Genomic DNA, 19,001 nt, shown 5'->3' with positions numbered 1-19,001 from the left:
CAGGGCTCAGCCCGGATTATCGGCACTGCTCGGCCAGGTGATTGACCAACGCCTCGGCCAGCTCACGCGGGTCACCGCTATGGCTGCTGTAACCACCTTCACGCAGGCTGTCCGGCATACTTGGACAGACGCAACTGTCGGCACGTTGAGTCCAGATCAAACCGCCCTGACGGCGTACATAGGCGGCAGCGGCACTGCCATCACTGCCCATGCCGCTGAAGGCAATTACCCCACTCATGGCAGCAAAATGCTGAGCCAGGTTGAGCATCATCTGGTCGATCGATGGACTGTAGGGTTCTGGCCAGCCGCGCTCGGAGATCTGCATCTGGCCGTCATCGCTGAAGCCAAGCTCATGGCTGATAGGCACAACCACCACTTCACCGCAACGCACCGCGTCGCCATGCCGCGCCGGATTCACATGCCACTGGCTGTGGCGGCCCACCGCTTGCGGCAGTGCACTCTCGAAACTCGCATCAATATGCTGGGCATAGACAAAGCCCACCGGCAGACCGCCCGGCAAGGCATCGAGAAAGGCTTTTACGGCAGCTGGGCCGCCCAGAGAGGCCGCCAGCAACCACACCTGGCGCGCCGGCTCACCGGCAACCAGCGGGGTGTCCGCCAGCGCAGCCGGCAGGTCCAGACGCGAAGGTCGTTGCGCTTCTGCCAACAAGGCTTCCAGGCTCGGACCAACAGCCTGCGATGGATCGCCGACCAGCTTTTTCAACTTACCGAACAGGCGGCGCTCCCAGCGCGGATAGTTTTCCGAATGGCGCTCCGGGGCGTGGCCTTCGCCAAACAGCACTGGGGCCGAGGCACTCTCCAGCAGGCTGTCGACCAGCGGCGAGTCTTCCGACTGCGCCAGGTCCACCAGCCACAGATCGGTTTCGCAGGCGCTCAGGGTGTCCTGGTCGAGGCGCGCCGGATCACTGTTCATCACCACCTGATAGCCGCTGCCAGTCAAGGCCTGCTGCAACACATGGCGCTGCAGGGAGGTGTCAGCGATCACCGCAATGCGGGCTGCAGTTTTCTCACTCATTGCGGTTTACCGGGTGGCGGCCCACCAATTGCTGGATGGTTTCAAGCAACAAGGACTCCTGATAAGGCTTACCGAGGTACTCATTGACACCGATGCTCATGGCTCGCTCACGGTGTTTCTCACCGGTACGCGAGGTGATCATGATGATCGGCAGGTCTTTCAGGCCTTCGTCGTGGCGCACCAGAGTGGCCACTTCGAAACCGTCCATACGTGGCATTTCGATGTCCAGCAGCATGATGTCGGGCTTGCGCTCCTGCAGCTGGGAAATGGCATCCACACCGTCCTTGGCCGTCAATACGTTCATGCCGTTTCGCTCCAGCAGGCGGCTGGTGACCTTGCGCACAGTGACCGAGTCGTCGACCACCATGACCAGGGTTGGGCGATCGGCCTCGATCTCGGCGGCGCTGGCTGATTGCTTGAGCTGACGCGGTTGCAACTGGGTCAGCAGATGCGCATGCAGCACTCGAATGGTCGCCAGCAGGTCAAGAATGACCACTACGCGGCCGTCACCGAGGATGGTTGCACCGGAAATTCCATGTACGCCAGCGAACTGCGGACCGAGGCTCTTCACCACGATTTCCCTCGAACCGGCCAGGGAGTCGACCTGCACGGCCACGGCGTGCTCCTTGGAGCGCACCAGAATCACCGGCAACGGCAGGCTCTGGCCCACCAGCTTGGGCTGTTGACCGTTATTCAGCAGGTCACCCAGGTAACGCAACTCATAGCTCTGCCCGGCGTACTCGAAGCGCGGCGCATCGGGGGCGTAATAGGCTTCCAATTCGTACGGCGACACCCGCACGATACCTTCGATGGTGTTCAGCGGAATGGCGTAGAGGTCTTCACCCGACAGCACCATCAGCGCACGGTTGACCGACACGGTGAATGGCAGGCGAATGGTGAAGGTGGTGCCGGTGCCGGGCAGCGACTCGATGCTCATCGAACCGCCCAGCTGTTTGACTTCAGAGTGAACCACGTCCATGCCGACGCCACGCCCGGAAATCTGCGTGACCTTCTCGGCGGTGGAGAAACCCGCTTCGAGAATAAATTGCAGCACTTCGTAGTCGGTCAGATCGGCATCAGCGTCCATCAAGCCGCGTTCGATGGCTTTGCGTTTCACCGCATCCAGACGAATACCACCACCGTCGTCGGCCAGGGTCAGGACGATATCGCCGCCCTCACGGCCCAGCGTCAAACGAATGGTACCCTGTTCCGGTTTACCGGCTGCCCGGCGAACGCCGGCAGCCTCAATACCATGGTCGACGGCATTACGCAGCATATGCTCCAGCGGCGCGACGATGCGTTCGAGAACCGTACGATCCATCTCCCCCTCGGCATTGCCGACGAGGAACTCGACCTGCTTGCCCAGCTCGCCGGAAATCTGCCGCACGATACGGCGCAGACGAGGTACCAGGCGGTCGAACGGCACCATGCGGGTGCGCATCAGACCTTCCTGCAGTTCAGAGTTGACCCGTGCCTGTTGCAGCAGCAGGGTTTCTGCATCGCGGTTACGCGCGGCCAGGGTTTCTTTCAGGTCGAGCAAGTCGGAGGCGGACTCGAAGAGTGCACGTGAAAGCTGCTGCAGCTGCGAGTGACGGTCCATTTCCAGTGGGTCGAAGTCCTCATAACCCACACGCTCGGCCTCAGCCTGGATACGGCTGAGGATCTGCGCCTGGGTTTCGGTGTCGAGGCGGCGCAACTGATCGCGTACACGGTCGATGGTGGCCTCCATCTCACTCAAGGTGAAACCGAAGTCACTGACCTGTTGCTCGACACGGCCGCGGAAAATCGAGGTCTCACCCGCCAGGTTGACCAGGCCTTCGAGCAACTCGGCCGGTACCTTGACCAGTTCCTGCGGCGCACGCCGCGACGCAGCTTCCTGCGCAGCTTCTTCAGCACGACGGACGAACGGCAGCACCTTGGCCACCAGCTCCTGCGCCGGCATCGTGCTGGCCGCCACAATCGGTGTGACCAACTCGGGCAGGCGTGCCTGCGGCTCGTCCGTTAGAGCCGCGCCAGGTGCAGTAATGCTATCGGCTACCAGGCTGTCATTCAGGCGCTGACGCAGGGCATCAAGCTCTTGTTGCAAGCCTTCGAACCCCGACTGCACGTCGACAAACAGGCTTTGCGGCCAAGGCGCGCCCTGAGCCTGCGCCTCGGTCAGGTGCTGCTCAAGGCTGTGGGTCAGGTCGCCCAGGCGTTTCTGCCCGGCCAGCCGAGCACCGCCTTTGAGGGTATGCAGGATACGCAGCATTTCATCGATGCTGCTGCCGTCTTCACGGTCTGCCTCCCAACGGCCGATGGCTTCCTCCATGGCCTCCAGCAGGTCGTCACCCTCTTCGAGGAAAATGTCGAGAATGTCTGATTCGGCGTCATCATCCTGCTCGGATTCGGCCGCCTTGAGAGCCACCGAAGACGGTATGCTCAACTGCTCGTTCGGGTTGGCGCGAAAGCGTTTGATGGTTTCGATCAACGCCTCGCCATTGGGTACTGCACGCTTGTCGCGCACCGCTTCAAGCATCTCGGCCAGGCTGTCGTGGCAACTTTGCAACAGAGTAAACAGGTCCTGACTGGCTCGCAGACGACCCTGACCAAGCCCTTCGTAGAGAAACTCCAGTTCGTGGGCCAGGTCACCAATTTCTCGAATCTCGGCCATCCGTGCACCACCCTTGAGGGTGTGCAGGTCGCGCTGCAGTGATTCCAGCTCCAGACTGTTGTCGACGTCATCCATCCAGCGCTGCAAGGCTGCACCGGCGCTGTCGATAATGTCGAAACCTTCCTCAAGGAAGATTTCCACCAGTTCAGGGTCACGTTCGTCGCCCAGCACCTGCGCCGCCGCCATGGTGGAAACCGGCTCTGGCTCTGGCTCTGGCTCTGGCTCTGGCTCTGGCTCTGCAAGCGGAGTGTCATGCCATTCGACCGGCACAGCCAACTCGGGCGCCAAAGGTTGCTCATCCAGCTCAATGGCTGGCAGCTCGAATGCCTCGATGTCTAACGACGGCTCGTCGACTACGTCGCTCTCAATGGCAACCGGTGCGGCCTCTGCCAGAATGCCGAAATCGATTTCTTCTTCGACGGCCGGCAACTCAGGCTGCTCAAGATCTAGAAAATCGACTGTTTCCAACTCAGGCAGGGCTTCGGCTTCGGCTTCGGCGGCAGGCTCGGGCACAATCGGGGTAACGGGTAAGCTTTGTCCGCCACTCTGACGGAAGCTGCGGATGGCCTCGATCAATTGTTCAGGCGAACGCATGACATCACGCGCCTGCAGTTGCTCCAGCAACTGCGCCAGTTGATCGTGGCTCTGCTGCAACAGCCCCGCCAGGGCAGGCGAGAAACTGTAGCGACGATCAACCAACCCCTCATAAAGGGACTCAAGTTCATGGGCAAGATCGCCAATCGGGCGAATCTCGGCCATGCGCGCGCCCCCCTTGAGCGTATGCAGATCACGCTGCAGGGACGACAGCGCTGCCTTGTTTTCCGGGTCAGCCAGCCAGCGCTCAAGCGCCTGCCCAGCGCTGTCGAGAATATCGACGGCTTCTTCAAGGAAGATCGCCACCATTTCCTCGTCCAGTGACTCATAGAGCGAAGCCGCTGCAGGTTCCTCGGCAGGATCAATCACCTCTGCGAGCGGGGCCGGCTGTTCTTCTTCAACAGAGACGTCAAACGTCTGCGCTGCCGGCTCTTGTGGCTCAGCCAGGCTGAGGCTTTCTAGGGCTGCCGTGGCGTCGGCCAGTTCAACGATCTCGATACCGGAGTCACCGTCGCGGGACAGCAGCGCCAAGGTATTGGGATCTAAAGCCTCATCCAGAAGACTACGCAGTGCCATGACGCGTTCAGGCGCCGCGCTGACCTGCAACGCAGCAGCGACCTGATCCATCATGCCGATCAGGGCTTCGTGAGCCTGCTCGGCTTCACTGAAGAAGCGCTCGCTGACGGCCAGACTGCCTTCTTCAACAGCGCCATAGAGGTCCAGCAGCGCTTCGCACAGCTCATCAATCTGTGGCAGATCAGCCATCTCGGCACCGCGGCCAAGGGTGGTCAGCTCCTCCAAAAGCGAGCTGAGTTCCTGCCGCTCGGAGGGGTGTTCGCGCCACTTGCGCAGCAGGTCTTCGGCGTCCAGCAGGATGTCCATGCCTTCGGCCAGGAAGATGCTGATCATCTGCGGGTCGCGCTTTTCACCTGGCTCGCTCTGACGACTGTTTTCTGCATGTTCCAGACGGTCGTTGTGCAGTTTCTGCACGCGCTCAAGAAACTCGCTGGCTCCCGGCAAAGCTGCCAATGGATGGGTTTCCAGCTGGTCAAGACCCAGGCGGAACAGCTTTTCAGCGCTACTCAGCAGTTCGGCTTCGGCCAAGTCCATCGGGATCAGGTTGGTCTTGAATTCCTTGACTAGTTTTTCCAGCGGCGAGGCGATTTCCGCCACCGGCTGAATGCCGGCCATCGAAGCACTGCCCTTGAGGGTGTGCAGAGCACGCTGCAGATCATCGGTAACCTGTTGCGGCAGTTCCTGGGCACAATCAGCGAGGAAACCCACTAGGGTATCCAGATGCATTTCCGCCTCGTTGCGGAAGATTTCCAGCAACTGCGGGTCCAGGCCATCCTGAGCGCAGTCTTCAACAACAGTGGCGACAACAGCTTCGGTGGTAGCAGCGGGGCTGCCCACGGGCTCAGCTACCAGCTCCACCGGGGCTTCAGGTTTTGGGAGGGTTCGACCTTTGGCCAGTGCATGCGCCGTCGCCGCCAGCAGGTCGACATCGTCGCGCTGCCGCTGAGCCTTGTTGGCAAATTCATCGACCAAGGCCGGCATCAGAGCGACCACGTCGGCGATTACCTGCTGCACCTCGGTACCCGGGGTGATGCTGCGGTCAAGCACACGGTTGAGCAGATTCTCAATTGCCCAGCCCAGCTCACCGATCACCAGCGCACGCACCATGCGACCGCTGCCCTTGAGGGTGTGGAAAGCACGGCGAATTTCGGCCAGAGCGTCCTTGTTGTCGGTATCGGCGCACCACTGCGGGAAGTACTCACCAATGGTTTCCAGCACTTCACCGACTTCTTCGATAAAGACTTCCAGCAATTCGTCATCGACCGGTTCTTCGTCGGCCGGCGGTGGCAGCAGGCTGGGCGGCACATCGTGAGCCGGTGGGTTGATCGCCTGCACCGGAGCGGCCATGACATCGGCCATCGACAGGGCTTTCTCGGCAACCGATTGCGTAGATTCTTCGTTCAGCGAAGCGCTGGGCAGCTCAATTTCGGGGAGCTCAAGGGCCGCAAACTCGGCTTCACCCCAGTTACTCGGACTGTCAGCGGCGTCCAGCTCCAGGCTATCGAACGCCAGTTCTTCAGTGGCTTGCGCTTGTTCCTGCGCGGTGTCCGGCAACGGCAGAGGCTCGGCCTCGACCAGATCACGACTGAAGTCGATCAGTTCAAGATCAGCCGCGACGCTATCAGCCGACCACTCGGACTCGCTGCGCGGAGCCTCAATCGCGGTTGACTCCAGATCCGCAAACTCGGCACTGAAATCATCAGCCAGCTCCAAACTCAGCGGTTCGTCGACGGTTTGCGGCGTTGGCTCGTCGACCACCTCAGGCTCGGCACTGAGTACTTCAAGATCATCCAGCGGGTCGGCCAATGGCGCGAAGGACTGCACTTGCGGCTCAACGCGGTCGAGAATCGAAGGTTTTTCCTTTAGCGGGTAACCCAGGCTTTCCAGGCTTTCTTCGGCCACATCGAGAATCAGATCGCCCTGGGCCGCATGATCCTCGGCCAGACGCTCAAGGTAATACTCGACGCTGGTGATGGCGTCCGCCAGAGTGTCGAGACTCTGCCAGTTTGGCACAGCCTTGCGCGCCAACAGCTGTTCCTGAATATAGCGGTTGCAGGCGTTGAGCAGGTCGGCGGCACGCTGCAGCGGAATCATCGCCAGACCGCCACGCACCTGGGTCAGCAGGTCGGGAACGCGGGCCAGATGCTCATGGTTCCACTGCGAGGCAATGAATTCGATGATCGCGTCTTTGGCCTGCTCGAGCCCATTGCGCGCCTCTTTGATAACCAGCTGGTGAATCTGTGCCACATCAGTGGTCGGCAAGTGGCTTTCCGCCCGGTGACCCTCTTGGGCAGGACCGACCATACCGGCCAGGGTGGCTTCGACATACAACAGCGCCCCAGCGACATCCATCAGAACCGCATCGCTCGGTTCGCCCTGGCCCTTGGCCAAGCCGTTGACTACATCAAGCTGGTCGACAATGACTTTGCGCGGCTGACCGAAACCCAGCACCGCGAGGGTGTCAGCAATCTGCTTGAGCGGTGCGGCCAGCGCGTCAAGATCCGTGACCTGAGTACGGTCGCTGCGCACAAACAGATCAAGGCTGTCTTTGACTCGCACCAACTCTTCGCACAACGCGGCAACCACCGAACGCATGGCATCACGATCCGGACCGGCCAGGCGGGCGCGCTCCTCGTCGACCACGTCATTGTCCGGCAGGGCATCGTCGAGTCGGTACTGCTCACGCAGGGTGCGCACACGCGGCGACTGCGCCGAAGACTTGGCCACATAGAACAGCAGGTTCTTGCTCAATTCATCAGGGGCAGACTGGTTAAGGCCATCGGCGCCCTGCTCAAGCAAGCGCTTGAGCTCTTTATCGACCTGACGCAGCAGGGTACGAATCGAGGACCCGTTGGCCACACTGCCGTTAGCCAGCCCTTCGACCACTCCCGAGGCGATCTGCCAGAGCGAACCCAGCGGCGAATCCTTGCACAGGTTTTCCAGGCGTGCGAACACCCGCGCCATGTAACCCAGGTTGGTGGGCAGATCCTGGTTGCGAATCACCCCAACCAGTGCCATCTGCAGCATCTGCCGCAGTTTGCGCAACAGTACCGGTAAATCAGCAGTGCGCAACTGGTCAATCGACTCGTTAGGCAGTGCCGGGGTACGCCCGGACATATCCGGGGCGAACAGGCTGGTTTCCGAAAGCAGTTTTTCCCCACGCGCAGCGCGCAGGTCATTGAGCAGAGGCAGCACGACCATCGGCAGGTCGCGGCGGGCAGTCTGGATACGATCAAGGTACACCGGCAGCTGCAGAATCGACTGCATCAGCACTTCCAGGGCTTCGCCCTGGTTGGTCACGCGGCCGTCAATCAGCGCGCCGGCCAGCTGCTCCATTTCCTCAGCCAGCAGCGCTGCGCCGAAAAACTCGACCATCTGCAGGGTGCCCAGCACCTGATGCACATAGGTCTGGCAGAAACGCATGCGCGTAGCGTCCTGGGGGTTCTCGACGAACGCCTCCAGCGCCTGACGCGCCTGCTTCAGGGTTTCCGCGATCTCGCCCTTAACCCATTCCAGGGCGACATAATCGTGCCGATCACCCATAGCCACTCCACTCATAAACTTGGCTCTTCTGCCTTAGCCCTTGCGGGTAAACGCCAGCACTCGCTCGTCGGCTACCGGGAGCAACTCCGGATGCTGCCAACCTGCTACTTCGCCCACTCCCACCACCAGCAACCCCCCAGGCACCAGGCGCTCGGCCAGGCGGTTGAGGATCTCGCGGCGGCGCCAGCGACGAAAATAGATCAACAAGTTCTGACAGAAAATAACGTCCATTCCGGACATCGGTGCCTTGGCCAGTTCCAGCACATTGAGCCGGGCGCAACACACGCGCGCGGCCAGATTCGGCACCACTTTGAAACGTCCATCGTCCTGGGCCAGAAAATAGCGCTGGCACAGATCGGCATCCAACTGCTCCAGACGGCGCGCACCATATTGACCATCGCGCGCCTTGCTCAGGGCATTCAGGCTGATGTCAGTGCCTGTTACCCCGAAATGATCCGGGTGTTCACTTTCACGCAACACTTCAGCCGCGCTGATGGCCAGCGAATAAGGCTCTTCGCCGCTGGCACAGCCAACACTCCAAAGCTCCCATGGCTGCGTCACGCCCTGCTGCAAACGCTCACGCAAATAGCTTTCGAGCACTTCAAAGGAAGGACGATGACGAAAGAAACGGGTTTCCTGCACAGTCAGCCGATCCAGCAGGGTCGACCATTCCACCGCACCGCGAGGACCATCAGTGACTTGCCGGTAATACGTGGCGTAGTCCATAACGCCCAGCTCGCGCATACGCGCACTCAGATTGGTCTGCAAAAACGCCCGTCGCCGTTCATTGAGAACGACCCCGGTACGCTCCTCAAGCAGCGTCTGCCAGTCACGAAACTCCGTGGCTGTCATGTCCGCCAGAGGCTGCAAGGCCCAGACGCCTGACTGCATGTCGTGCCCCTCGCTCACGGCCATAGTCCTTGTGCGACAGGCCTTTCAGCCTGCCGCGCAGCACCTGATTACGCCTGTTCCCCACCCGGCAAGGTAAAGCCAGACACCGACTTACGCATCTCACTGGCCATCTTGGCCAGGTTACCAATGCTCTTGGCGGTGGCAGTGGTACCGGAGGAGGTTTGCGAGGTGATCTCCTGGATCACGTTCATGGTGTTTGAAATATGGCCCGCCGAAGAGGCCTGCTGACGAGCAGCGTTGGAGATGTTCTGAATCAGGGCCGCGAGGGTCTTGGATACCTTCTCGATCTCTTCCAGTGCCACCCCGGCATCCTGCGCCAGTCGCGCACCGCGTACCACTTCAGACGTCGTTTGCTCCATCGAGATAACAGCTTCGTTGGTGTCGGTCTGAATCGTTTTAACCAGCGCTTCAATCTGCTTGGTTGCCGCAGAGGAACGTTCTGCGAGACGTTGTACTTCGTCCGCTACCACGGCGAAGCCTCGACCCGCGTCACCCGCCATGGAGGCCTGGATCGCGGCGTTCAGTGCGAGGATGTTGGTCTGGTCAGCAATGTCGTTAATCAGGCTAACGATGTCACCGATCTCCTGGGACGATTCACCGAGGCGTTTAATACGCTTAGAGGTGTCCTGGATCTGCTCACGGATGTTATCCATCCCGGTGATGGTGTTGTGTACGACTTCGTTACCCTTGTTGGCGATGGCTACGGAACGCTCCGCTACCGCCGAGGATTCCGAGGCGTTCGCCGATACCTGGTCAATCGATACGGCCATTTCGTTGATCGCCGCCGAGGCACCGGCAATCTCCTGAGCCTGGTGCTCTGACGCTTCGGCCAGGTGCATCGCCGTGGCCTGGGTTTCCTGGGCAGCACCGGCTACCTGAACGGCGGTCAGGTTGATCGTGGCTACCAGGTCGCGCAGCTGGTCGATGGAGTAGTTGATGGAGTCAGCGATGGCACCGGTGAAGTCCTCGGTTACCGTCGCAGCCACAGTCAAGTCACCATCTGCGAGGTCGGCGATTTCGTCGAGCAGTCGCAGAATCGCCGCCTGGTTACGTTCGTTCTTCTCAGCCGTGGAGGCCAGGCGACGGTTGGTTTCGCGCACCATCACCAGACCGATGAGGATGATCGAACCCAGCGCCAGGGCGCCCAACACATAACCAAACAGGGTGTTGATGGCGCGACCGGTGGCCAGGTCATCAAAGCCAACAGCCAGGCCAGAAGCCTTGTCCAGCAGGGTCTGCGAAACGCTGAAGATCACGTTCGCCGACTCACGCACTTGGAACAGCTCCGGCGAGGTTTCGAGAATCTCGTCCACAGAACCGGATACGAATTCGAACAATTCGGAAATTTCTGCCAGACGTTCGAGAGCTTCCTCGTCAGTCACCTTGGAAATTTCCATGGCGGCGTTGCCTTCCAGCATCGCGGCCAGTACGCGGCCGAACAGGCTGGCATCGCGACCAAACATGTCAGCGGCCTGTACCGAGTCCTGGTCACCGGCCAGCACCTTGTTCACCGAACCCAGAATACGTTCTGCCAGCAGTGATTGACGCTGGGCAACCGACACCTGGGCAGCCGGTGCACCACTCTCCAGCAGGATGTCGACCACTTCCTCGTACTCGACCTGCAATTGCGGAATGGTCTCAGCCAAGGTGGCCGCTACCTGGTGCAGCGACAGTACGGTCTGCTCGTTCGCCAGAATGGCGTCGGTGTTCTGCCGCAGGGTATCCCAATCCTGCTGCACCACGGCCATCTGCGCCTGCAGTGAATCAGGTGCCGCCGGCAGACCAGTGGCTTCGTTACCGTCAGTCAGGTAACCCCAACGCGCCTGGAAATCGTTGCGCGCATCGCGCAGCAAACCGAAGGCCTCAGCCTTACCGGCTGCCGCTTCCGTGGAGTTCTTCGCAATACGCTGGGATAGAACACGCAGTTCACCGGCGTGACCGATGTATTCCGTGTCGTAGTTGGATTGGGTGTTGATGTAGGCGAAGTTGGCGAACAACAACACGATCGACACGATCAGGACAATAAACAGCCCTGCGATCAATGTGCTACTGCGCGCACCTGCTAACAAATTACTTGCATTTAGTTTTTTCATTTACTGGCCCCCGCCTGGACCGACCGCACTACGGTTCCCATGTAACGCCAAAAGGCCGGCAATGCCGACCCCACCGATAAACTGTTAATACGCCACGTCGAGAAAACCCGGGTTCTGGGCCAGCGCGTGTGGGCTGAACACCAACCAGGGCTGTTCACGTTGAAAGACTCCGTGGATAAAGGGTGCTATGGACGCCTCGAGCGGCGGCAGCTGCTCGGAGAATGTATCCACAGGAAAATGCTGCATGCCGAATACTTCATCAACCGTCAGGCCGGCAAAGACTTCCTGATGATCAACCACCAGCACACGGCGTTTCTTGCGCAACGGCGACAGTTCATTGCCGAAGAACCCACACAGATCCATAACAGGCAGCAGGCGACCACGCACGTTGGCCACGCCCTTGACCCAGCTTTTTACGCCAGGCAACAAGGTATGCCGCGGCTCATGCAATACCTCGCCAACCTCCCCCATCGGCGCGACGAAAAAACGCTCGCCCATGCGAAAGCCGATACCGCTCCAGGTCTGCACCACCGCTTGCTGCGAAGGCAAGCCAGCAGCAAGCGAGCGACAGAGCCTGTCGATGTCCTGAAGAGTCTGAAAAGGTGTTTGCGCGTCCGACATGCCAGCTGCGGCCTTATTCTTTTTAAATTGCGGACAAACCAGTTATTAGCCGGCCAATACCGCATTCAAGGTTTTAACCAGGGTTTCTTCATCAACTGGCTTAGTCAGGTAATCCTTCGCGCCCTGGCGTTTACCCCAGACCTTGTCGGTTTCCTGATCCTTAGTGGTGACGATGATCACCGGGATATGGCTGGTGTCAGCATCCTTGGTCAGCTGACGGGTAGCCTGGAAGCCATTCAGGCCAGGCATGACGATGTCCATCAGCACGGCGTCGGGCTTTTCCTGGCGCGCCAGAGCGACGCCGTCAGCACCATTCTCCGCTTTTAGTACCTGATGACCGTGCTTTTCCAGCATGGCGGTCAGTTTGTACATTTCAGTCGGCGAGTCATCAACAATCAGAATTCGAGCCATGGTGTTTCCCAATACTTTAAAAAGGCGCTCAGCTATGCAGCCAGGCGTCAGGACGCTTGTTCAACCGGCGTAAAGTCAGGTACGTGAGCCTTGATCGCACCGAGCAGCTCTTCTTTGCTGAAGGGCTTGGTCAGATATTGATCAGAGCCAACAATGCGTCCCTTGGCTTTATCAAACAGGCCATCCTTTGAGGACAGCATGATCACCGGAGTGGATTTGAAAGCGCTGTTGTTCTTAATCAAGGCACAGGTTTGATAGCCATCAAGTCGCGGCATCATGATGTCGACAAAAATGATGTTCGGATGGGTATCGGCGATCTTTGCCAAAGCATCGAAACCGTCAACTGCGGTAATTACATCGCAGCCCACCTTTTTCAGCAGGGTTTCCGCGGTACGACGAATCGTTTTCGAATCGTCGATCACCATCACCCTCAAACCCTCGGAATGCTGTTCCATGTTTGCCCTACCATCGCCTCGGTGAGTCGTTATTCTTGCGTTATATCAGTGCGCCTGAAGCCCTGTCACCGATGGGCTATAACCCAATCGTCGGGCCTTTTTAGCACACTCTCCAGATGCAATCTATAAGCCGCACAGGGCCAAGGTTTTTCCTTGACCACCCGACCTGCCAGCGCCACCCTGACGCCACATTACAGTCGCAGCTCACCTAAAACGCTGCCATTTTTACGGAGAACACCACCATGAGCATCCGCCTTGGCATTGTCATGGACCCCATCGCCCAGATCAGCTTCAAGAAGGACAGCTCCCTGGCCATGTTGCTGGCCGCACAAGCACGCGGCTGGTCACTCTTCTATATGGAGCAGAAAGATCTTTACCAGAACCGAGGCCAAGCCCGCGCCCGGCTATCAGAGCTTAGCGTATTCAACGACCCCCAGCGCTGGTTTGAACTCGGCGCCGCACAGGACATCGCCCTGAGCGAACTGGACGTGATCCTGATGCGCAAGGATCCGCCCTTCGACAACGAGTTCGTCTACTCAACCTACCTGCTGGAACAAGCCGAACAGGACGGGGTGCTGGTGGTCAACCGCCCACAAAGCCTGCGCGATTGCAATGAAAAGTACTTTGCCACCCAGTTCAGCCAATACACACCGCCGACCGTGGTCAGCCGCAGGGCCGACATTCTGCGCGAGTTTGCCAAAGAGCAGCGTGACATCATTCTCAAACCCCTCGATGGGATGGGCGGATCGATGATATTTCGTCACCGCGAAGGCGACCCCAACCTTTCCGTGATTCTCGAGACCCTGACCAACCACGGCCAGCAGCAGATCATGGCCCAGGGTTACCTGCCGGCGATCAAGGATGGCGACAAGCGTATTTTGATGATTGACGGCGAGCCAGTGCCCTACTGCCTGGCACGCATCCCGGCTGCCGGCGAAACCCGGGGCAACCTCGCCGCCGGCGGGCGTGGCGAAGCCCGACCGCTGACCGAGCGCGACCGTGAAATCGCTGCCGCCGTCGGCCCGACGCTGCGCGAGAAAGGCCTGCTGTTTGTCGGCCTGGACGTCATCGGCGAGCACCTGACCGAGATCAACGTGACCAGCCCGACCTGCATCCGCGAGATCGACGCCGCCTTCGATACCCGCATCGGCGAACGCCTGATGGACAAGATTGCCGAGAAGCTCAATGCGCGCAGTGCTTCATAGACTTTTCCATGCGCCCTCGGCAGACTGCGCGGCAACCTGAGCAGACCCGACATGCGATGAACGCAGCAGCCCAATTCCCTGAACTTTCCAGCGCCGGCGTACAGCCGGCTGACCGTCTGGGCTTTACCCTGTTTCTCGCAGCAGTGCTGCATGCCGCACTGATCCTCGGCCTGGGCTTTACCCTGGCCGAGCCGAGCCAAATCAGCAAAACCCTGGAAATCACCCTGTCCACCTTCAAGAGCGAGGAAAAGCCCAAAGAGGCCGATTTTCTCGCCCAGGACAACCAGCAAGGCAGTGGCACCCTGGAACACAAGGCGGCGCCGAAGACCACCGAACAGGCGCTCTTCCAGGACAGCGAAGTCAACCGCGTCACCCCGCCCGCCTCGCCGCAACAGCCAGCAGTACGCCAGGAAGCACCGAAAGCCGCCGTCGCCACGCGCACCCCACAGCCGCAGAAAACTCCGGTGAAGCGCGAAGAAGCCAAACCCACACCGCAAGCCCGGCCCGCACCGGTGTTCGACAGCGCACAACTGTCGTCGGAAATCGCCAGCCTGGAGGCTGAACTGGCCCAGGAAGTTCAGCAATACGCTAAACGCCCGAAGATCCACCGCCTCAACGCCGCCTCGACCATGCGCGACAAAGGCGCCTGGTATAAGGATGAGTGGCGCAAGAAGGTCGAGCGGGTCGGCAACCTTAACTATCCAGATGAAGCGCGCCGCCAGGGCATCTACGGCAGTCTGCGCCTGCTGGTGTCGATCAACCGTGACGGCACCCTGTACGAAGTGCAGGTGCTGGAATCCTCCGGCCAGCGCACGCTCGACCAAGCCGCCCTGCGCATCGTGCGCCTGGCCGCGCCGTTCGCCCCGTTCACTGGTGACCTGGCCGATGTCGACCGCCTGGAAATCATCCGCACCTGGCGTTTCGAACGCGGCGACCGCCTGTCGAGTAACTGAATCTGCGCGCGGCGCTTGAGGCTTGCTGCTTGAAGCTCCAAACTAACGCCATGAAAGACGCCAGCCCCAGCTACCTCAAGCACCACTTCCTGATTGCCATGCCGCACATGGCCGATCCGCATTTTGCGCAGACCGTCACCTACCTGATTGACCACAACGAACACGGGGCCATGGGCCTGGTGATCAACAAGCCCAACGGACTCAATCTGGCTGACGTACTCGAGCAACTGCGTCCGGATGACGAGCCGCCCGTACTCTGCCAAAGCTTGCCGATCTTTACCGGCGGCCCGGTGCAGACCGATCGTGGCTTTGTCCTGCACCCCAGCGGGCCTCAGTTTCAGGCCACCCTGGAGCTGGGCGAACTGGGTCTGTCGACCTCTCAAGACGTGCTGTTCGCCATCGCCGATGGCACTGGGCCGGAGAAATACCTGATCACCCTCGGTTATGCCGGCTGGGAGGCTGGACAGCTGGAAGCTGAACTGGCTGACAACGCTTGGCTGACCTGCCCGGCCGACCACGCCATCCTCTTCGACCTACCCTTTGACCAACGCCTGAACGCTGCAGCCTCGCGCCTGGGCGTCAACCTCAGCCTGCTCACCTCACAAGCCGGGCACGCCTGATGGCCGAGGCGAATACAAAACCGCTGCGCCTGCTGCTGGGCTTTGACTATGGCACCAAGCAGATCGGCGTCGCGGTCGGTCAGGTGATCACCGGCCAGGCCCGTGAACTGTGCATCCTCAAAGCACAGAACGGCGTGCCGGACTGGCAAAAGGTCGAAGCGCTGATCAAAGAGTGGCAGCCGGACGCCATCGTCGTTGGCCTGCCGCTAAACATGGACGGCACGAAAAGCGAGATGAGCGAGCGCGCGGAAAAATTCGCCCGCCGCCTAAACGGCCGCTTCAACTTGCCCGTACACACCCACGACGAACGCCTGACCACTTACGAGGCCAAGGGCCAGCGCTTGCAGCACGGGCAAACCGGCGGCTACCGCGAACGCCCGGTCGATGCCCTGGCCGCTGCACTCTTGTTGCAGGGCTGGCTAGAAGAACATTGTTTGGGCTAACCCCCGCTAAGACTGCATCTGGAGTGTTGCCATGAGCTTACCCAACCCGGCCGAACTGCTACCGCAAATGGCCGACGCCCTGACCCGCCACCTGAACCAACGGCAAATCAGTGCGCCGCGCTTTATCGGCATCCGCACCGGCGGCGTCTGGGTGGCCCAGGCCTTGCTCGAAACCCTCGGCCGCCAGGACGCGCTGGGCATTCTCGATGTGTCCTTCTACCGTGATGACTTCACCCAGAATGGCCTGCACCCGCAGGTGCAACCATCCGAGCTGCCGTTCGAGATCGAAGGCCAGCATCTGGTGCTGATCGACGATGTACTGATGAGCGGCCGCACCATCCGCGCCGCACTCAATGAGCTGTTCGATTATGGCCGCCCAGCCAGCGTGACCCTGGTCAGCCTGCTGGATCTCAATGCCCGCGAGTTGCCGATTCGTCCGGATGTGGTCGGCGCCACACTGTCACTGCCGGCGGATCAGCGGGTAAAATTGACCGGTCCCACACCGCTGACCCTCGAATTCCAGACGCTTGCCCACTGAGACTCGCCCCATGACGACCCTAGCCAAGCGCTCGCTGCAGCTCAATGACCAAGGCCAACTGCGCCATTTTCTGTCCCTCGACGGCCTGTCCCGTGAGCTGTTGACGGAAATCCTCGACACCGCCGATTCCTTCCTCGAAGTCGGCGCACGCGCGGTCAAGAAAGTCCCACTGCTGCGCGGCAAAACGGTGTGCAACGTGTTCTTCGAGAACTCCACGCGCACGCGTACCACCTTCGAACTGGCCGCCCAGCGCCTGTCAGCGGACGTCATCACGCTCAACGTTTCGACCAGTTCCACGAGTAAAGGCGAGACGCTGTTCGACACCCTGCGCAACCTGGAAGCCATGGCCGCCGACATCTTTGTCGTGCGCCATGCGGACTCCGGTGCCGCGCATTTTATTGCCGAGCATGTGTGCCCGAATCTGGCCATCATCAACGGCGGCGACGGCCGTCACGCCCACCCCACCCAGGGCATGCTCGACATGCTGACCATTCGCCGGCACAAAGGCGGCTTCGAGAATCTCTCGGTGGCCATCGTCGGCGACATCCTGCATTCGCGGGTGGCGCGCTCGAACATGCTGGCGCTGAAAACCCTGGGCTGCCCGGATATTCGCGTGATCGCACCGAAAACCCTGCTGCCGGTTGGCATCGAGCAATATGGCGTGACGGTTTACAGCGACATGAATGAAGGGCTCAAGGACGTCGATGTCGTGATCATGCTGCGCTTGCAGCGCGAGCGCATGACCGGCGGCCTGCTGCCCAGCGAGGGCGAGTTCTACCGCCTGTTCGGCCTCACCGAACAACGCCTTAAATTGGCCAAACCGGACGCTCTGGTCATGCACCCGGGCCCGATCAACCGCGGCGTGGAAATCGAATCGGCGGTGGCCGATGGCCCGCAGTCGGTGATTCTCAATCAAGTCACTTACGGCATTGCCATCCGCATGGCGGTGCTGTCCATGGCCATGAGCGGGCAAACCGCGCAGCGCCAGCTCAATCAAGATGCCGAGGAGCAGAACTGATGCGTATCCGTATCCTCGCCGCCCGCGTAATCGACCCGGCCAGCGGTCTTGATCAGCAAACGGACCTGTACATTGAACGCGGCAAAGTGGTCGCCATCGGCCAGGCACCCGCCGGCTTTGTCGCCGAGCAGAGCATCGACGCCCAAGGCTTGGTCGCCACGCCAGGGCTGGTCGATCTTAACGTCGCCCTGCGCGAACCGGGCTACAGCCGCAAAGGCAGCATCGCAACGGAAACTCTGGCCGCAGCCGCCGGCGGCGTCACCAGCCTGTGCTGCCCGCCCTTCACCAAGCCCGTTCTGGATACGCCAGCGGTGGCTGAGCTGATTCTCGACCGCGCCCGCGAAGCCGGGCACACCAAAGTGTTCCCGATTGGCGCATTGAGCAAAGGCCTGGAAGGCGAGCAACTGGCAGAGCTGGTAGCCCTGCGCGACGCGGGCTGCGTGGCCTTCGGCAACGGCCTGGACAGTTTCCGCAATAACCGCACCCTGCGCCGCGCCTTGGAATACGCGGCCACCTTTGACCTGACGGTGATCTTCCATTCTCAGGATCACGACCTGGCTGAAGGCGGCCTCGCCCATGAAGGGGCCACCGCGAGCTTCCTCGGCCTGCCGGGTATTCCGGAAACTGCAGAGACAGTGGCACTGGCTCGCGACCTGTTGCTGGTTGAGCAAACCGGCGTACGCGCGCACTTCAGCCAACTGACCAGCGCTCGCGGCGCACAACTGATCGCCGACGCCCAAGCCCGAGGCCTGCCGGTCACCGCCGATGTGGCGCTGTATCAACTGATCCTCACCGATGAGGCACTGAGCGACTTCTCCAGCCTGTACCACGTGCAGCCACCGCTGCGCACAGTCGCTGACCGAGACGGCCTGCGCGCTGCCGTGAAAAGCGGTGTAATCAGCGCCATCGCCAGCCATCACCAGCCGCATGAACGCGACGCCAAACTCGCCCCATTCGGGGCCACCGAACCTGGCATCAGCAGCGTGCAACTGCTCCTGCCCTTGGCCATGAGCCTGGTGCAGGACGGCCTGCTTGACCTGCCCACACTGCTCGCACGCCTCAGCAGTGGCCCCGCACAGGCGCTACGTCTGCCGACGGGTAGCCTGCGTGTGGGCGCAGCGGCCGATGTGCTGCTGTTTGATCCGCAGGCTTCAAGCGTGGCCGGTGAAACCTGGTATTCAAAAGGAGACAACTGCCCGTTCATCGGTCATTGCCTGCCGGGTGCCGTGCGCTACACCTTGGTAGACGGCCGTATCAGCTATCAAGCCTGAAAGCTGACGGGTAGGACCCCGTGGGAGGCGCTTTAGCGGCGAGCGTTTAACAGCGTTTT

General features: G+C 60.6%; 14 protein-coding genes. 7 read left to right on the top strand and 7 right to left on the bottom strand.

Annotated features, from left to right (window positions below; all coding sequences use genetic code 11):
* Positions 1 to 16 precede the first annotated feature (16 nt).
* From DBR00_RS04600 to pilG, 7 genes are all read right to left on the bottom strand, one after another.
* A complete protein-coding gene (locus tag DBR00_RS04600; RefSeq protein ID WP_108485949.1) occupies positions 17 to 1,036 on the bottom strand; it encodes a chemotaxis protein CheB in 1,020 nt (339 codons plus the stop codon).
* Complete coding sequence (locus DBR00_RS04595) at positions 1,029 to 8,402, bottom strand: Hpt domain-containing protein (RefSeq protein ID WP_108485950.1); 7,374 nt, start codon at positions 8,400 to 8,402, stop codon at positions 1,029 to 1,031. The genes DBR00_RS04600 and DBR00_RS04595 overlap by 8 nt, the downstream gene beginning before the upstream one ends.
* A 33-nt stretch (positions 8,403 to 8,435) precedes the next feature.
* On the bottom strand, positions 8,436 to 9,293 hold the full coding sequence (locus DBR00_RS04590; RefSeq protein ID WP_108485955.1) for a protein-glutamate O-methyltransferase: 858 nt from the start codon (positions 9,291 to 9,293) through the stop codon (positions 8,436 to 8,438).
* Positions 9,294 to 9,361: 68 nt separating this feature from the next.
* The gene (locus DBR00_RS04585; protein WP_108485951.1) at positions 9,362 to 11,407 is read right to left on the bottom strand and encodes a methyl-accepting chemotaxis protein; all 2,046 of its coding nucleotides are present in this window, start codon (positions 11,405 to 11,407) and stop codon (positions 9,362 to 9,364) included.
* Between the two features lie 84 nt (positions 11,408 to 11,491).
* Entirely contained in the window at positions 11,492 to 12,028 is a 537-nt protein-coding gene (locus tag DBR00_RS04580; RefSeq protein ID WP_090250084.1) for a chemotaxis protein CheW, read from the bottom strand.
* 45 nt (positions 12,029 to 12,073) lie between these two features.
* Positions 12,074 to 12,439: a twitching motility response regulator PilH gene (pilH, locus tag DBR00_RS04575; protein ID WP_108485952.1), complete on the bottom strand. Its 366-nt coding sequence runs from the start codon at positions 12,437 to 12,439 to the stop codon at positions 12,074 to 12,076.
* Positions 12,440 to 12,486: 47 nt separating this feature from the next.
* A complete protein-coding gene (pilG, locus tag DBR00_RS04570) occupies positions 12,487 to 12,894 on the bottom strand; it encodes a twitching motility response regulator PilG (RefSeq protein WP_108485953.1) in 408 nt (135 codons plus the stop codon).
* Between the two features lie 242 nt (positions 12,895 to 13,136).
* Here pilG and gshB point away from each other — a divergent pair, with 242 nt between their 5' ends.
* Genes gshB through DBR00_RS04535 form a run of 7 tightly spaced genes read left to right on the top strand, consistent with a single transcriptional unit; the run spans position 13,137 to position 18,942 of the window.
* The gene (gene gshB, locus DBR00_RS04565; RefSeq protein ID WP_108538021.1) at positions 13,137 to 14,099 is read left to right on the top strand and encodes a glutathione synthase; all 963 of its coding nucleotides are present in this window, start codon (positions 13,137 to 13,139) and stop codon (positions 14,097 to 14,099) included.
* Positions 14,100 to 14,155: 56 nt separating this feature from the next.
* Complete coding sequence (locus DBR00_RS04560) at positions 14,156 to 15,052, top strand: energy transducer TonB (RefSeq protein WP_108489872.1); 897 nt, start codon at positions 14,156 to 14,158, stop codon at positions 15,050 to 15,052.
* 50 nt (positions 15,053 to 15,102) lie between these two features.
* On the top strand, positions 15,103 to 15,672 hold the full coding sequence (locus DBR00_RS04555; RefSeq protein WP_108489871.1) for a YqgE/AlgH family protein: 570 nt from the start codon (positions 15,103 to 15,105) through the stop codon (positions 15,670 to 15,672).
* Entirely contained in the window at positions 15,672 to 16,115 is a 444-nt protein-coding gene (gene ruvX, locus DBR00_RS04550) for a Holliday junction resolvase RuvX (protein ID WP_108489870.1), read from the top strand. Before DBR00_RS04555 ends, ruvX begins: the two co-directional genes overlap by 1 nt.
* A gap of 31 nt (positions 16,116 to 16,146) precedes the next feature.
* On the top strand, positions 16,147 to 16,653 hold the full coding sequence (gene pyrR, locus DBR00_RS04545; protein WP_108489869.1) for a bifunctional pyr operon transcriptional regulator/uracil phosphoribosyltransferase PyrR: 507 nt from the start codon (positions 16,147 to 16,149) through the stop codon (positions 16,651 to 16,653).
* Between the two features lie 10 nt (positions 16,654 to 16,663).
* Positions 16,664 to 17,671: an aspartate carbamoyltransferase catalytic subunit gene (locus tag DBR00_RS04540; protein ID WP_108489868.1), complete on the top strand. Its 1,008-nt coding sequence runs from the start codon at positions 16,664 to 16,666 to the stop codon at positions 17,669 to 17,671.
* Entirely contained in the window at positions 17,671 to 18,942 is a 1,272-nt protein-coding gene (locus tag DBR00_RS04535; protein ID WP_108489867.1) for a dihydroorotase, read from the top strand. Before DBR00_RS04540 ends, DBR00_RS04535 begins: the two co-directional genes overlap by 1 nt.
* The last annotated feature ends 59 nt before the right edge of the window (positions 18,943 to 19,001 follow it).

It is taken from the genome of Pseudomonas sp. HMWF032 (assembly GCF_003060885.1).
GTDB lineage: Bacteria > Pseudomonadota > Gammaproteobacteria > Pseudomonadales > Pseudomonadaceae > Aquipseudomonas.
The sequence above is the reverse complement of the archived record's forward strand: the minus strand, read 5'-3'. Positions and strand labels throughout refer to the sequence as shown.

Coding starts and splice junctions, on each gene's coding strand:
- DBR00_RS04600 (WP_108485949.1), bottom strand. CDS start 1,036: ATGAGTGAGAAAACTGCAGCCCGCATTGCGGTGATCGCTGACACCTCC.
- DBR00_RS04595 (WP_108485950.1), bottom strand. CDS start 8,402: ATGGGTGATCGGCACGATTATGTCGCCCTGGAATGGGTTAAGGGCGAG.
- DBR00_RS04590 (WP_108485955.1), bottom strand. CDS start 9,293: ATGCAGTCAGGCGTCTGGGCCTTGCAGCCTCTGGCGGACATGACAGCC.
- DBR00_RS04585 (WP_108485951.1), bottom strand. CDS start 11,407: ATGAAAAAACTAAATGCAAGTAATTTGTTAGCAGGTGCGCGCAGTAGC.
- DBR00_RS04580 (WP_090250084.1), bottom strand. CDS start 12,028: ATGTCGGACGCGCAAACACCTTTTCAGACTCTTCAGGACATCGACAGG.
- pilH (WP_108485952.1), bottom strand. CDS start 12,439: ATGGCTCGAATTCTGATTGTTGATGACTCGCCGACTGAAATGTACAAA.
- pilG (WP_108485953.1), bottom strand. CDS start 12,894: ATGGAACAGCATTCCGAGGGTTTGAGGGTGATGGTGATCGACGATTCG.
- gshB (WP_108538021.1), top strand. CDS start 13,137: ATGAGCATCCGCCTTGGCATTGTCATGGACCCCATCGCCCAGATCAGC.
- DBR00_RS04560 (WP_108489872.1), top strand. CDS start 14,156: ATGAACGCAGCAGCCCAATTCCCTGAACTTTCCAGCGCCGGCGTACAG.
- DBR00_RS04555 (WP_108489871.1), top strand. CDS start 15,103: ATGAAAGACGCCAGCCCCAGCTACCTCAAGCACCACTTCCTGATTGCC.
- ruvX (WP_108489870.1), top strand. CDS start 15,672: ATGGCCGAGGCGAATACAAAACCGCTGCGCCTGCTGCTGGGCTTTGAC.
- pyrR (WP_108489869.1), top strand. CDS start 16,147: ATGAGCTTACCCAACCCGGCCGAACTGCTACCGCAAATGGCCGACGCC.
- DBR00_RS04540 (WP_108489868.1), top strand. CDS start 16,664: ATGACGACCCTAGCCAAGCGCTCGCTGCAGCTCAATGACCAAGGCCAA.
- DBR00_RS04535 (WP_108489867.1), top strand. CDS start 17,671: ATGCGTATCCGTATCCTCGCCGCCCGCGTAATCGACCCGGCCAGCGGT.